Raw genomic sequence first — 12,287 nt, forward strand, 5'->3', positions numbered from 1 at the left:
CACTTGTCTCGTAACGAGACTGATGTCTAATATGCCGCCGGCCCCATCCCGTCGCAAGGAGATCCGCCATGGCGGAGTCCCAGAGCTACCATCTGTTCGGCAATATCCTGACCTTCCGCACCCGCCCCTCCCAGGGCGCGCCCTTCCTGCTCAGCGAATGCCGCTCCGCGCCCGGCGCCGGCGCGCCGCCGAACCGGCATGCGGGGGATGAGGAGGCGTTCCGGATTCTGTCCGGGACCTATGAATTCAGCGTGGATGGGGAGGTGCGGGTGGTGGGGCCGGGCGACTGGGTGCCGATCCCGACCGGCGCGCCGCATCATTTCCGCAATATCGGCGCGGGGGAGGCCAGCATGCTGGTCCTCAACTGGCCGGGCCACCAGCACGAGGCCTTCTTCAGCACGCTCGGCCAGCCGATCGCGGCCGAGGCCACGCCCGAAACCCCGCCTGGCCCGCCGCCCGAGGCGGTGCTGGCCGAACTGCGCCGCGCCTCGGCGGCCTGCGGGGTGGAATTGCTGCTGTAGAAATGGGGGCGCCTGCGCGCCCCCGCCTCATCAAACCAGGAAAATCCACATCAGCACGAGGATGGCGGCGGTGATGCCGATGCCCCAGACGGTGGCGCGCAGGAAGCCCGCATAGAGGCCCTCGCGCTCGGCCATGATGTCCTCGGCCTTCACTTCGATCATCTCGTAGGTCGGCGCCTGTTCGGCCATGGGGGATCCTCGTGCGGGTCAGCTTGTGGGGGAGGTTGTAGAAACCGGGGCCGGGCCGGGCAAGGGGTTGGCGAGGGCGCCGGTGGCCGCCGGGGCCGTCACCCGCACCACATCACCCTCCACCCGCACCAGCCCGGAGGCCAACCAGGCTATCGCGGCCGGGTAAATGCGATGTTCCTGTTCCAGCACCCGCGCCGCCAGTGACGCCTCGTCGTCGTCGGGCAGCACGGGCACTGCGGCCTGGGCCAGGATCGGCCCCTCATCCACGCCGAAGCGCACCAGATGCACGCTGCAGCCATGCAGCTTCACCCCGGCCTCCAGCGCGCGGGCATGGGTGTCGAGCCCCTTGAAGAGCGGCAGCAAAGCGGGGTGGATATTCACCAGCCGGTCCCGCCAGCGCTCCACGAAACCCTCCGTCAGCACCCGCATGAAGCCGGCCAGCGCCACCAGCTGCACCCCGTGGCGGGCGAGCTCCACCTCCATTGCCGCCTCGAACCCCGCGCGGTCACCCTTGAAGGGGCGGCTTTCCACCACGGCGGTCGGCACGCCCGCTGCCTGCGCCACCGCCAGCCCGGCCGCATCGGCGCGGTTCGACAGCACCAGCGCGATGGTCGCCGGATAGCCCGGTACCGCGGCCGCCCGCAGCAGCGCCGCCATGTTGCTGCCGCGGCCGGAAATCAGGATGGCGACGCGCATGGTCACCCCGGCCAGCCAGCCCGCAGATTGTCGATCCGCACGCCGGCCTTGCCCTCCCCGGCCTCCAGCACGCCGATCCGGAATACCGTCTCCCCGGCCGCCTGAAGCTGGGCGGTGGCGGCCTCGGCATCGCCCTCCGCCACCACCAGCACCATGCCCAGCCCGCAATTGAAGACGCGCAGCATCTCCTCCGCCGCGACATTCCCGGTCCGCGCCAGCCAGCCGAAGACCGGCGGCAGGGTCCAGGCGCCGGCATCCAGCGCGGCGACTACGCCCTCCGGCAGCACCCGAGGCAGATTGCCCGGCAGGCCGCCGCCGGTGATGTGCGCGGCCGCCTTCAGCAGCCCGGCCTTGTGCAGGGCCAGCACCGGCTTCACGTAGATCCGCGTCGGCACCAGCAGCGCCTCCGCCACTGTGCCGCCGCCGGCGAAGGGGGCGGGGGCGGACATGGTCAGGTTGGTGCCTTCCAGGATGCGCCGCACCAGCGAGAACCCGTTGGAATGCACGCCGGAACTGGCCAGCCCCAGCAGCACGTCGCCCGGCCCGACATCCGGCTTCGGCAGCAGCGCGTCCCGCTCCGCCGCGCCCACCGTGAAGCCGGCCAGGTCGTAATCGCCGCCCTTGTAGAGCCCCGGCATCTCCGCCGTCTCACCGCCCACCAGGGCGCAGCCGGCGATGCGGCAGCCTTCCGCGATGCCGCCCACCACCGCGGCGGCCTGCGCCACCTCCAGCTTGCCGGTCGCGAAGTAATCGAGGAAAAACAGCGGCTCCGCGCCCTGCACCACCAGGTCGTTGACGCACATCGCCACCAGATCCTGGCCGACGAAGCCATGGATGCCGCTGTCGATCGCCAGCTTCAGCTTGGTCCCCACCCCATCGGTGGAGGAAACCAGCACCGGGTCCCGGAACCCCGCCGCCTTCAGATCGAACAGGGCCCCGAAACCGCCGAGCCCGCCCATCGTTCCGCTACGGTCGGTGCTGCGCGCCAGGGGCTTGATGGCCTCCACCAGCGCGTCGCCGGCTTCGATATCCACCCCCGCGTCACGGTAGGTCAGGCTGGTCATGGCGGCCCCCGATCGGGTATGCGGCTGAGAACGGAAAAGGATGGCGAGATGCCGGTCACCCGGATGATGCCGGCCCGCCAGGGGCAGGGCCAGCGGCGCGGAAACAACCACGCGCGCGTGGCCTTCGCAATGCGCGCCCTTGGACTGCTGTTCCTTCTTCTCATGGCCCCCATGGCCCAGGCGCAGGACGACCCGCTGGTGCAGCGCGGCGTGCCGGCCGAGGCCACGGCCGAAACCGCCGTGCTGGCGCGCGAACAGGCGCTGAATGCCGGCCAGCGCCTGGCCTATGAGCGGATGGCCAATGCCCTCGGCCTCAGCCCCACCGCCTCCGCCGCCCAGATCGATTCCATGGTCCGCTCCCTGGTCATCGAATCGGAGCGGATTTCGGCCCGCACCTACACCGCCCGCATCACCGTGAACTTCAACCCGCAGCGCGTCGCCGCCGCCGGCGGCCGCGTGCCCTCCAGCCCCGACGCGCCGCCCGCCGTCTCCCCGGGCGGTGGGCCGGAGGCGCCGGTCCCCCCCGCCGCCACCGGCCCGACCGTGGCCACGGTGGAGGCGCTGGCCAGCTATCGCGGCTTCGCCGAATGGGTGGAGATCACCCGCCGCCTGAACGCCGCCGGCCCGGTGGCGCGGGTGGAGGTGGTGACGGTGGCCGGCAACCAGGCAAGGCTGCGCCTGGGCCTGCGCAGCCAGGCGCCGCAGGCGGCGTCGGATCTCGCCGCCACCGGCCTCTATCTGTCCCCGGCACCGATGGACCCGCGCCCCGTCGCCCCCGGCCAGCCGTCGCCGCAAGGTCTTGGCGAGGGATGGCGCCTCAGCCTTGCCGGGGCGCGCTGACACGCCGCAGCCGCCGCCGCCGCCCGCCCCCGATGGCGGGCTGTTCACGCTGCCCAATGCGATCACCTTCGCCCGGCTCTGCGCGGTGCCCGGCGCCATCTGGCTGATGTTGCAGCATCGCCTGGACGTCGCCTTCTGGGTCTTCGTCGCCGCCGGCATCTCCGATGGGCTGGATGGCTGGCTGGCGCGGGTGCGCAACAGCCGCTCCGCCCTCGGCGCGCTGATGGACCCGGTGGCGGACAAGGCGCTGCTGGTCTCGGTCTATGTCACGCTGGCGGTGCTGGGCGTGCTGCCGGACTGGCTCGCGATCCTGGTGGTCTTCCGCGATCTGCTGATCGTCGGCGGCGTCCTGGTATTGTATGTGCTTGGGCAGCCCCCGCTGATCCAACCGCTCTGGATATCCAAGCTGAACACCGCGCTTCAGATCGGCCTCGCGGCCCTCGCCTTGTTCCTGGCCGGCCACGGGCTCGGCGCCCAGGGGCTACTCGATGTCGCCATCCTGCTGGTGGCCGGCACCACTCTGGCCTCTGGCGCGGCCTATGTGGTGCAGGCGGCGCGGCGCGGCGGATGAGCGGCTACCGCCCCCCCGGCCTGCCGCCGCCCGTGCCGATGCCGGCCGGCGAGCTGCCAAAGCCGCGCCCCGGCCCGGCGCCGCTGCCGCCCCCCGTGCAGCCCGGCCGCGTCGCCACCCGGGCGGAGCGCTGGACCCTGGTGATCGGTGGCCTGACGGCGCTGTTCTTCGCCATCTGGCTGTTCTCCGCCATCCTGACGCCCTTCGTCCTGGCCGGCTGCATCGCCTATTTCCTCGACCCGCCGACGACGCGGCTCGCCCGGCTCGGCGTGCCGCGCTCCATCGCCGCCTTCCTGCTGGTGCTGGGGCTGACGGCGCTGGCGCTGCTGGCGCTGCTGCTGCTGTATCCGCTGCTGGTGGCGCAGATCGGCGTGCTGGTGGTGCGCATGCCCGCCTATGTCGCCGGCATCGGCCAGGCGGTGCGCCAGGCGCTGGAGGCAGCCCAGAACGCCTTTGGGCCGGAGGTGGTGGATTCCCAACTGCGGGACCTGGTGATCGGCCAGGCGGGGCAGGTGGTGACCTTCCTCGGCACCGCCGTGGCGCGTCTGATCGGCGGCGGCGTGGCGCTGTTCAATGTCTTCACCCTGCTGGTGGTGACACCGATCGTCGGCTTCTACCTGCTGCGCGACTGGCAGCGGGTGATGACGCGCATCGACAGTTGGCTGCCGCGCAAATCCGCCCAGACCCTGCGCCAACTGGCCTTCGACACGGACCGCGTGCTGTCCGCCTGGCTGCGCGGCCAGCTGATGTGCTGCGCCATCCTGGCCGCCTTCTACGCCGCCGGGCTTTCGGCGGTGGGGCTGGAGCTGGGGCTGACCGTGGGGCTGATGGCGGGGCTGCTGTCCTTCATCCCCTATGTCGGATCGATGACAGGCTTCGTCACCGCGGTGGTGCTGGCCATGGCGCAGTTCGGGACCTGGAACGAGGTGGGGCTGGTGGTCGCCGTCTTCGTCATTGGCCAGATCGTCGAGGGCTATGTGATCTACCCCCGCCTGCTGGGCGACCGGGTGGAGCTGCATGCCGTCTGGGTGATTTTCGCGCTGTTCGCCGGCGGCGTGGCCTTCGGCTTTCTGGGCGTGCTGCTGGCAGTGCCGATGGCCGCCGCCATCGGCGTGATCGCCCGCTACTGGCTGCGACGCTACCTCGAAAGCCCGCTCTACCTGGACCCGCCGCGGACCGGCAGCGGCTAAGGGCTTTCGCGCGGGATGCCGCCAGCCGCTAACGGATGTTGCGGGAGGCGCAGTTCTCCACGCTGACGAAGACCTGCTCCATCGTCGTGCCCTGCATGCGGAAGGGAAAGCTCGTCCCCGCCACATCGACCACCAGCTCGCCGCGAAGCTGCATGAACTTCGCCGCGTCGGGGCCATTCAACGGAATGATGGTCCGCCCCCCATCGCTTCTGCCGCGCGCCTGGATGAGCCCGCCCGGCGTGCGGATTCGCACGGTCTTGTCCCCCGGCGGGTTCACGCCCGGAACCGTCAGGATGTAGTCGCGCCCGACCGCCCAGAACAGCCGCGCGCCAAGCTGGTGGCCCGGGACCATGCCGTAGCAGCGATCGAAGCGATGGCCCTCGAACACCCGCACGATCCGGACATTGCCGCTGCGCCCCACCTCCTCATCCCGCCGCTGCGCCTCGGCGGGGCCGGCGAAGCCGAGCAGGGCCGCGCCCAGGGCCAGGGGGGCCAGGTGTCGAAGGATCATGTCGCCTGCCGCACGCCGACCCCTCGGCCGACGCTCCGTCCGTTATCGGGCGGAGCATAGCGAGACACGCGGAGTGGACAATCCTCCGGATTACGGAACGTTGCGACATGGTTCTGCGCTTGCGTCGAGGGAGGGCAGGGAAAGCCCGCCCTTCACCTCACCCCTGGATATTCTCGACGTGGCTGCTCATTTGAGTGTAGGAATTGCTCAAAGGAGCTGAGCTGATGTCCGCCACCGGCGCGACCCGCCTCTACGGCACCCTCTACCGGGCCCCCGCCATGGAACGTATCCGCCTGATGACGGATGGCGTGCCGGCGGCTGACGCCAAGCGCTGGCTGGACATCGCGGAACTGGGGCGCAGCAGCACCCTCAAGGCCCTGGACCTGCCGGCCGCCACCTTCAACCGGAAGGTCAAGGCGAATGCGCGGCTGTCGCCGGCGGAAAGCGAAAGGGTCATCGGCTTCGCGCGCCTCGTCGGCCAGGTGGAGGCCCTGTTGGAGGAGGCCGGCGCCCCGGCCGATTTCGATGCCCGCGCCTGGCTGGCGCGCTGGCTCACGGAGCCCCTGCCGGCGCTCGGCCATGCACGGCCGATCGACTTCATGAATACGATGGAAGGCCAGGCCCTGGTCGCCCAAAAGCTCGCGCAGATCGGCGGCGGCGCCTACGCGTGACCCAGGTGGTATGGCGGATCGCCGCCGACACCGCGCGTTACCCGGCCGAGGATCTTTCGGGCACCGGGGCCAAGATGACGGGCGGGCGCTGGAACGCACCGGACCACCCGGTGGTCTACGCCTCCATGACGCGAGCCCTGGCCTGCCTGGAAACCGTGGTGCATCTGAATGCCGGCGGGCTGCCGCTGAACCGCTACCTGGTCGAGATCACCATCCCCGATCCGGTCTGGGCTGCCGCGCGGCACGAAACCGACCAAAGCCTGCCGGTCGGCTGGGACGCCGAGCCGGCCAGCCTGACCAGCACCGGCTTCGGCACGGACTGGCTGCGAGGCGGCAGCAGCGCCCTGCTGGTCGTGCCGTCGGTGATCGTGCCGGAGGAGTTCAACGTGCTGCTGAATCCGGAGCACCCGGATGCTGGCGCGGTGACCTGCCGCAAGCTGCGCAAATGGCTTTATGATCCGCGGCTGGTGCGGTGACCCAGATGCCCAGGGACCACCATCTGGCGATCATTCGGGAAGGCGATGCCTTCCGTATCGCCAAGGACGCCCTGCCACCCGAGGAAGGCCAGGCGCTCTGGGCCGAATTCGACGTGGAGATGGACCGCCTCTACGCCATCATGAACGGAATTGTGCAGCAAGCATGCCTGGGCGTATCGTGCTTTCTTGCTTGCTTCGGGCTATCGTGGCGCCTCCCGCGAGGAGAAGACCATGGCCGACCAAGTTCTCCCCGCGCTGGTTAAGCGCCGCGCCGAGATGCTCGGGGATTTGGAGAAGGCCCAAGGCCTTGTGCAGCAGCTTCACCGGATCTGGCCAGCCTCGACGCGGCAATCCGCCAGTTCGATCCCGAATACCCCGTGGGGAACCTTCGGCCGCGCTACCGGCGCGCGCAGACGCCTGCCGAGACGGGTGCGATGAGCCGAGCGGTTCTGGACGCCTTGCGCGTTGCCGGTGAGTCGCTGTCGGCTGCTGAGGTGGCGAAGCGCATCATCGCGGAGCGCGGGTTGGACGCGAGCGACAAGGGGCTGCGCGCTACTCATGGTGAAGCGCGTGGGGCTGGCGCTTCGGTATCAGCGGACGAATGGGATGGTGGATGAGATTGTTGCAGCAGAGGGGCAGCGTTGGACCGTAAGGTAACCAGTCCAAGGCCTCGCTACTTTCGCTTATTTGCCGAACAACCCAGATCGTAAGGTGAAAAAATTCCAGATTTTAGAACTCGCTCGAGTGCGCATTGTCTCAAAGAGCGAGTTGCCGCGTCGGTGAACGTAATTACATTCTCTTTCCGTCGCTGCGGAACTGGCTCGTGTGGAGGAAGAGCTAGTTTCATCTGTCCGTTAGCGTCACGCTGATGTGCCATTTCAAGCGCCCTCAGTACCCAAAGCCGCTGTCGATAACGACGCATCCTGCTCTTTTTGCGTCAGGTCCACAATCACTTTCGCTTCATAGTCAGAAGGCGCATCGAGTTGTATGCGAAAAACAGGATCTGCCTGCTTGGCCAGCGTGCGATATAAATGACCATTTTTTTTGCGATCCGAGCCGGATCTGAACAATCTGAGGAAATTTCTTGGGGCCACCCCCTCGAATTGGCGGAAAATAACTTTGTCTTTCACCTCTGGGTCTTCGCTGATTGCGTCTGAATGAAGCACAATCGCAAGACTCTTTAGATACGGCTCAATATAAAACACGCTGCTTATGCCCGAGGCTACAATATGACGTGCGCAATTATGGCACGGATACGTATTTGTGTAAAGAGTGGCTCCAACTAAAGAATGCTTTCCTTCCCGCGCAATGGCAAGAATCGCCTCCATTTCGGCATGAATGGAACGAGAGTATTCGATCAAAGAGTCGATCGAAGAGCCTGCGAGCGCGGCTTTCACTTGCGGTGCGGTCACTCCTTTGCGCAAAAGACCTTTACTAACCAGCTTTGCGGCCAGATCATCAACTATCTTGATTCGGCGGGTTTCATTGTGGCAGATGCAGCCTCCCCACTTAAAGCAGCGATTATCACCATCAACAATCACGCGCTTCTCTGTGTCAAACTGCGATTGGTCATCCTCTGTATAAAGTCCGCCTCGGAATTTTGGAACATCGTTCCACCCGACGGATATTAATTCCCCATCTTTCGAAACTATCGCTGCGCCAACCTGCCTCGACATGCACGCTGAGTTTGCAGCGCTCGAACTCGCCTCATACATGGCGGATTCTGCGCGTGTTGGGGTGTGAATATGAGTGTCAAATATTAATTCAAGATATCTAACCAAGCGGTTTCGCAAATCCTCCTTTTTTCGATCATTGCACAGAAAAAAATCAGCCATTACAAATAGTTTTCTGGTTTTCTGCCCAAAGGTGGCTACCTCGCTTTGATCTCGATCCATGAGTGATCTGGTCGATTCCTGAACCGCTCCTGCATGAATTAATCGCTGCTCTCGCTGTCCGTCCGGCGCGAAGACGCCGAAGATGCAGAGAGTTTCTCCATATATTTTTTTTAGTAAATCAAGCTCTTCGGTATTTTTCAAAGAATCTACGACGTACGCCCGCCTGCCTGGGAGCGGCGTTATACCGTCTGGGGCATAGCCGCCGCCTTCGGCGCGATATCTACAAATGCGCTCAACAATCTTTTCTGCCAGATAGTCGCCACCAAACATTTCACGCAGCTTATTTCCTGCGTTTTGCATGCTGGCTATATATTCGTTTAATTCTACTCGTGACCCAATCGTCATGCCCACCCTATGACATTCTGCCTTGATTATGTCACTGGGCTTGATAATTGGGAAAACTCGATAACCGTAAGTTCCCTCAAGTATCTCATTTATAAATGACGCGGATGTGGATACTCCTGACCCAACCGGGCCAACAAAAGCAATGATTAGCTCCTGCGAAAGCCTGTCTGAAATCGTCCTGGCAAGCGCGGGCTGGGATGGAGGTGAAAGTAGGTCTGCGGCAGTGATTCCAGCCAAGGTTTTTTTCGCTCCCGATTCTTCGGGCATCCTTACGGAGGCGTGAGGAGTTGTCGAGAGTGAATAGTGGTCTAACGCTGCCAGTAGCCGGCCCAGACGCGTGACACGGGATGCGAAAGGGCCGCAGCGGTCGCTATCCCATGCAAGGCACCGTTCGAGCGGGAAGTGCTGACCCACGACGCGCCTCAACGATTTCCGTTGACATCGCTTGTGTCCGTGGAATGAGGTAATGTCAACGTATTTCGTTGGCTTCTGGGCGGTTTTCGACTATGCGCGTCCTCATGCTTGCACCCGAACAAAGCCGCGCCGCGCGCGGCTGGCTGGACTGGAGCCAGGAAGAGTTGGCGAAGCGCGCCAACGTCTCCCTGTCGACCGTACGCGACTTCGAGAAGGGGAGGCGCATCCCCATCGCGAATAACCTCGCGGCGATCCGCTCTGCACTGGAGGGTGCAGGTGTGCGGCCTGTCTTCAGGGAGGGGCTTGCCATCGGGGTCGACGGATCCGCGTCAGCCTAGTTTTCGGAGCCCGGCAAGCTGAATAGGTCTGGCGTCCCGTCCGTTCCTAGTGGGCGAGCGGCGGGGAATGCCTTGTAGAAGGCCCGATCGAACTGTTCCTTGGTGGACACTGACTGGCCGATGCCAACCGTCTTCCAAATGTGCTTGCGAAGCTCAGCGAGGCCGACTTCTTCGCTAAGAAATTGCCAAAGCTTGTACCGGCGGCCACCATTCGCGTAGACAACCGGATTTCGAAGATCCAACTCTTGCAGTATAGCGCCGCTACTGTTGGCGAGAGGCTCGTAGACATACTTCCGCAGAACCTTTGGAAAAAACTTCGGGTGCTTCGTGCTCTTTGGATCAAACCGCTTTAGGTTGTAGAGTTTGTAAATAAGATTGAACAATTCTTCCGGAAACTCGGCTTCCTTCCACTGCGCCGCCTCTTCCAGAACAAACGCTTGCCAAAGTTCTCGGTACTCCTCGCGCCGCTTGTCTTCGATGAAGCCGGTGGCCTCATCAATCAGCGCGATGATGCCAACCTTGGCCGCCGCCCGGATGATTGTCTCCGCCTGCTGCGCCAGAAACGCCTGTTGCTCCCCAAGCTTGCCGCGCAGCCGCATCAGAACATCGCAGACTTCGATTAGAACTGAAGCCTCGTACCCGTGGGCCGGATCCCCAACTAATGGCTTGAAAATAATGGGATTTTCGATCTTCAACCACAACTCCGGCGGGATTGCGGATCCGATGGTTTTGCCGCTGAGCGTCTTCATGAAGGCGTTGCCGCCCTCCGACTTGAGACCGATGGCGCGGGCCATGGCCCGCTTCGCAACCAGCCTTCGCCGATCTTTGAGCACATACACTTCGACCATTGTATCGCCGATCGGGAGCGTGCCCTGGCTAGATGCCTCGGGCATCTGGCCGAGGACTTCCGGCTTTGCCCATCGCTGCCTCGCCCCCGAGGCAGCGATGGCTGAACGCTCTTGCGGCGTTAGGCGCAGCGCACGCGCTTTGCCGCCCCGGCTCTGCTTGCTCGGCTCCGGGGGATCTTGAGGTTCGTCGTCAGCCATAGGCGCCTCCTGCTTGCTAGAGAGGCATCATGCATCCTTGCTAGCTCGCATGCAAGCAGGATCTAGTTTTTGCCTAGGTGTGCTTGCTACATAATCCCGATCATGGATGAGGGGCTGGAGCCGGATACGGGCGCCTGACTCACGGGGTGGGGGCAGGCGAAGGGCCCTACCTTCCCAGCCGTCCCCGCCCTCACTCCCGCAAATGCGCCGGCAGCCCCACCAGCCCGTTCGCCGTCGCCAAATCCCCCGGCCGGCCGAGCAGGTAGCCCTGGCCCTGGGACACGCCCAGCGCCTCCAGCGTCATGAACTCCGCCTCCGTCTCGATCCCCTCCGCCACGATCTGGCAGCCCGTCTCCCGCGCGAAATGGCACAGCGCCGCGGCCAAGGCGCGCTTGGCCGGGTCGCGGTCCACGTCGCGGGTCAGGGCCATGTCCAGCTTGATCAGGTCCGGGCGAAGCTGAAGGATGTGGCGCAGCCCGGCATAGCCGGCGCCCACATCATCCACCGCCAGCCGCAGCCCGGCCTTGCGCAGCGGCGCCAGCGCCACGCGCAGCGCGCCGGCATCCTCCACCTGCGCATGTTCCGAAACCTCCACCACCAGCCGGTCCAGCGGCAGGCCGGCGAAGATCTCGGGCAGCCTGCCGCCCAGGATGGTGGCCGGGGAGGCATTGACCGCGACGAAGGTGGGATAGGGCAGGCGGTTCACCGCCTTTGCGGCCTGGCGCAGCATGGCGCATTCCAGCGCTTCCCCCAGCCCCACCGCATGGGCGGTGGCGAACCACAGGTCGGGGCTGCGATAGGGTTCGGTGGCGAAGCGGCTCAGCGCCTCGAAACCCACCACCTGGAAGGGCTGGATCGCCAGGATGGGCTGGAAGCGGAAGGTGAACATGCCGTCGCGGATCACCGCCTCCACCTCCGTCAACTGGGTGGCGCGCGTCTCGGCCTCCGCCAACTCGCGGGCGATCTCCTTCGCCGCCAGCTCGGCGAAAACCCGCATCACCGCCAGGTCACGGGCGTTCAGCGTCGGGTTGGGGTGGGAATCGAGGCAGCAGAACATGCCGAAGGCCTCGCCATTCGGCAGGCGGATCGGCACGCCGATATGGGCGCGCACCGGCAGCGCGGCGGTGATCGGCAGGCTGGACGCCAGGGGGTGCAGCGCGGTGTCCGGAATCAGCTCCGGCAGCGCGCCGGTCAGGATGGCGCGGCAGTAGTCCTCGGCGAAGGGCTGGGACTTGCCGGGCCGGATCGTCGCCTCCCGGCCCGGCGCGTCCACCTCCCGCACCAGGGTGCGGCCCTCGATGAACTGCGCGATATAGGCGACCTCCATGCCGAGGTGCCGCCGCACAGAGGCCAGGCCGCGCTGCAGGGTGCCGCCATTGGGCGCGCCAGGTGTCATCAGGCCGTCGAACATGCCGTATCGTCTCCGCCTGCGGGGGCAGGCTGCGGAAGGGGATGCGGCATCTTGCGGCGCTCCGGCGGGGCCGGTGGCGCCATTTGGAAGGCCTGGGGTGAAGGAGTGG

15 protein-coding genes are annotated in these 12,287 nt (G+C 65.7%); 8 read left to right on the forward strand and 7 right to left on the reverse strand.

The genetic code is table 11. The features are described from left to right. The first annotated feature begins 68 nt into the window (after positions 1-68). A complete protein-coding gene (locus tag ACVFYP_RS10125) occupies positions 69-521 on the forward strand; it encodes a cupin domain-containing protein (protein ID WP_499200049.1) in 453 nt (150 codons plus the stop codon). A gap of 30 nt (positions 522-551) precedes the next feature. Here ACVFYP_RS10125 and ACVFYP_RS10130 read toward each other — a convergent pair whose 3' ends face one another. The 3 genes from ACVFYP_RS10130 to purM are packed head-to-tail and all read right to left on the reverse strand — an operon-like array spanning position 552 to position 2,470. After that, entirely contained in the window at positions 552-710 is a 159-nt protein-coding gene (locus tag ACVFYP_RS10130) for an aa3-type cytochrome c oxidase subunit IV (protein ID WP_499200050.1), read from the reverse strand. An 18-nt stretch (positions 711-728) separates the two neighbouring features. Beyond that, a complete protein-coding gene (purN, locus tag ACVFYP_RS10135) occupies positions 729-1,406 on the reverse strand; it encodes a phosphoribosylglycinamide formyltransferase (RefSeq protein WP_499200051.1) in 678 nt (225 codons plus the stop codon). Positions 1,407-1,408: 2 nt separating this feature from the next. Beyond that, a complete protein-coding gene (purM, locus tag ACVFYP_RS10140) occupies positions 1,409-2,470 on the reverse strand; it encodes a phosphoribosylformylglycinamidine cyclo-ligase (protein WP_499200052.1) in 1,062 nt (353 codons plus the stop codon). Positions 2,471-2,518: 48 nt separating this feature from the next. Here purM and ACVFYP_RS10145 point away from each other — a divergent pair, with 48 nt between their 5' ends. From ACVFYP_RS10145 to ACVFYP_RS10155, 3 genes are read left to right on the forward strand one after another with little or no spacing between them, the layout of a single operon-like run. After that, the gene (locus ACVFYP_RS10145) at positions 2,519-3,310 is read left to right on the forward strand and encodes a hypothetical protein (RefSeq protein WP_499200053.1); all 792 of its coding nucleotides are present in this window, start codon (positions 2,519-2,521) and stop codon (positions 3,308-3,310) included. Then, positions 3,294-3,881, forward strand: a complete 588-nt coding sequence (locus ACVFYP_RS10150; protein ID WP_499200054.1) for a CDP-alcohol phosphatidyltransferase family protein — start codon at positions 3,294-3,296, stop codon at positions 3,879-3,881. Before ACVFYP_RS10145 ends, ACVFYP_RS10150 begins: the two co-directional genes overlap by 17 nt. Next, positions 3,878-5,071, forward strand: a complete 1,194-nt coding sequence (locus ACVFYP_RS10155; protein WP_499200055.1) for an AI-2E family transporter — start codon at positions 3,878-3,880, stop codon at positions 5,069-5,071. The genes ACVFYP_RS10150 and ACVFYP_RS10155 overlap by 4 nt, the downstream gene beginning before the upstream one ends. Positions 5,072-5,099: 28 nt before the next feature. Here the strand turns inward: ACVFYP_RS10155 and ACVFYP_RS10160 are convergent, their stop codons facing one another. Continuing rightward, positions 5,100-5,582 carry a hypothetical protein gene (locus ACVFYP_RS10160; RefSeq protein ID WP_499200056.1) on the reverse strand — a complete coding sequence of 161 codons (483 nt, stop codon included), beginning with the start codon at positions 5,580-5,582 and terminating at the stop codon, positions 5,100-5,102. A gap of 224 nt (positions 5,583-5,806) precedes the next feature. Here ACVFYP_RS10160 and ACVFYP_RS10165 point away from each other — a divergent pair, with 224 nt between their 5' ends. From ACVFYP_RS10165 to ACVFYP_RS10175, 3 genes are all read left to right on the forward strand, one after another. Next, on the forward strand, positions 5,807-6,253 hold the full coding sequence (locus ACVFYP_RS10165) for an Xre family toxin-antitoxin system antitoxin (protein ID WP_499200057.1): 447 nt from the start codon (positions 5,807-5,809) through the stop codon (positions 6,251-6,253). After that, positions 6,250-6,729, forward strand: a complete 480-nt coding sequence (locus ACVFYP_RS10170; RefSeq protein ID WP_499200058.1) for an RES family NAD+ phosphorylase — start codon at positions 6,250-6,252, stop codon at positions 6,727-6,729. The genes ACVFYP_RS10165 and ACVFYP_RS10170 overlap by 4 nt, the downstream gene beginning before the upstream one ends. 231 nt (positions 6,730-6,960) lie before the next feature. Beyond that, entirely contained in the window at positions 6,961-7,167 is a 207-nt protein-coding gene (locus ACVFYP_RS10175; protein WP_499200059.1) for a hypothetical protein, read from the forward strand. A 440-nt stretch (positions 7,168-7,607) separates the two neighbouring features. On the opposite strand, the gene ACVFYP_RS10180 is transcribed toward ACVFYP_RS10175, so the two are convergent. Continuing rightward, positions 7,608-9,236, reverse strand: a complete 1,629-nt coding sequence (locus ACVFYP_RS10180; protein ID WP_499200060.1) for an anti-phage dCTP deaminase — start codon at positions 9,234-9,236, stop codon at positions 7,608-7,610. A 251-nt stretch (positions 9,237-9,487) separates the two neighbouring features. Here ACVFYP_RS10180 and ACVFYP_RS10185 point away from each other — a divergent pair, with 251 nt between their 5' ends. Next, positions 9,488-9,721, forward strand: coding sequence for a helix-turn-helix domain-containing protein (locus ACVFYP_RS10185; RefSeq protein ID WP_499200061.1), 234 nt, complete (start codon positions 9,488-9,490; stop codon positions 9,719-9,721). On the opposite strand, the gene ACVFYP_RS10190 is transcribed toward ACVFYP_RS10185, so the two are convergent. Beyond that, a complete protein-coding gene (locus ACVFYP_RS10190) occupies positions 9,718-10,767 on the reverse strand; it encodes a P63C domain-containing protein (protein WP_499200062.1) in 1,050 nt (349 codons plus the stop codon). The two genes, ACVFYP_RS10185 and ACVFYP_RS10190, sit on opposite strands and share 4 nt — an antisense overlap. A gap of 190 nt (positions 10,768-10,957) precedes the next feature. Next, positions 10,958-12,178, reverse strand: a complete 1,221-nt coding sequence (locus ACVFYP_RS10195; RefSeq protein ID WP_499200063.1) for a sensor domain-containing phosphodiesterase — start codon at positions 12,176-12,178, stop codon at positions 10,958-10,960. Between the last annotated feature and the right edge of the window lie 109 nt (positions 12,179-12,287).

This window comes from Roseomonas sp. F4, assembly GCF_053891155.1.

Coding starts and splice junctions, on each gene's coding strand:
- ACVFYP_RS10125 (WP_499200049.1), top strand. CDS start 69: ATGGCGGAGTCCCAGAGCTACCATCTGTTCGGCAATATCCTGACCTTC.
- ACVFYP_RS10130 (WP_499200050.1), bottom strand. CDS start 710: ATGGCCGAACAGGCGCCGACCTACGAGATGATCGAAGTGAAGGCCGAG.
- purN (WP_499200051.1), bottom strand. CDS start 1,406: ATGCGCGTCGCCATCCTGATTTCCGGCCGCGGCAGCAACATGGCGGCG.
- purM (WP_499200052.1), bottom strand. CDS start 2,470: ATGACCAGCCTGACCTACCGTGACGCGGGGGTGGATATCGAAGCCGGC.
- ACVFYP_RS10145 (WP_499200053.1), top strand. CDS start 2,519: ATGCCGGTCACCCGGATGATGCCGGCCCGCCAGGGGCAGGGCCAGCGG.
- ACVFYP_RS10155 (WP_499200055.1), top strand. CDS start 3,878: ATGAGCGGCTACCGCCCCCCCGGCCTGCCGCCGCCCGTGCCGATGCCG.
- ACVFYP_RS10160 (WP_499200056.1), bottom strand. CDS start 5,582: ATGATCCTTCGACACCTGGCCCCCCTGGCCCTGGGCGCGGCCCTGCTC.
- ACVFYP_RS10165 (WP_499200057.1), top strand. CDS start 5,807: ATGTCCGCCACCGGCGCGACCCGCCTCTACGGCACCCTCTACCGGGCC.
- ACVFYP_RS10175 (WP_499200059.1), top strand. CDS start 6,961: ATGGCCGACCAAGTTCTCCCCGCGCTGGTTAAGCGCCGCGCCGAGATG.
- ACVFYP_RS10180 (WP_499200060.1), bottom strand. CDS start 9,236: ATGCCCGAAGAATCGGGAGCGAAAAAAACCTTGGCTGGAATCACTGCC.
- ACVFYP_RS10185 (WP_499200061.1), top strand. CDS start 9,488: ATGCTTGCACCCGAACAAAGCCGCGCCGCGCGCGGCTGGCTGGACTGG.
- ACVFYP_RS10190 (WP_499200062.1), bottom strand. CDS start 10,767: ATGGCTGACGACGAACCTCAAGATCCCCCGGAGCCGAGCAAGCAGAGC.
- ACVFYP_RS10195 (WP_499200063.1), bottom strand. CDS start 12,178: ATGTTCGACGGCCTGATGACACCTGGCGCGCCCAATGGCGGCACCCTG.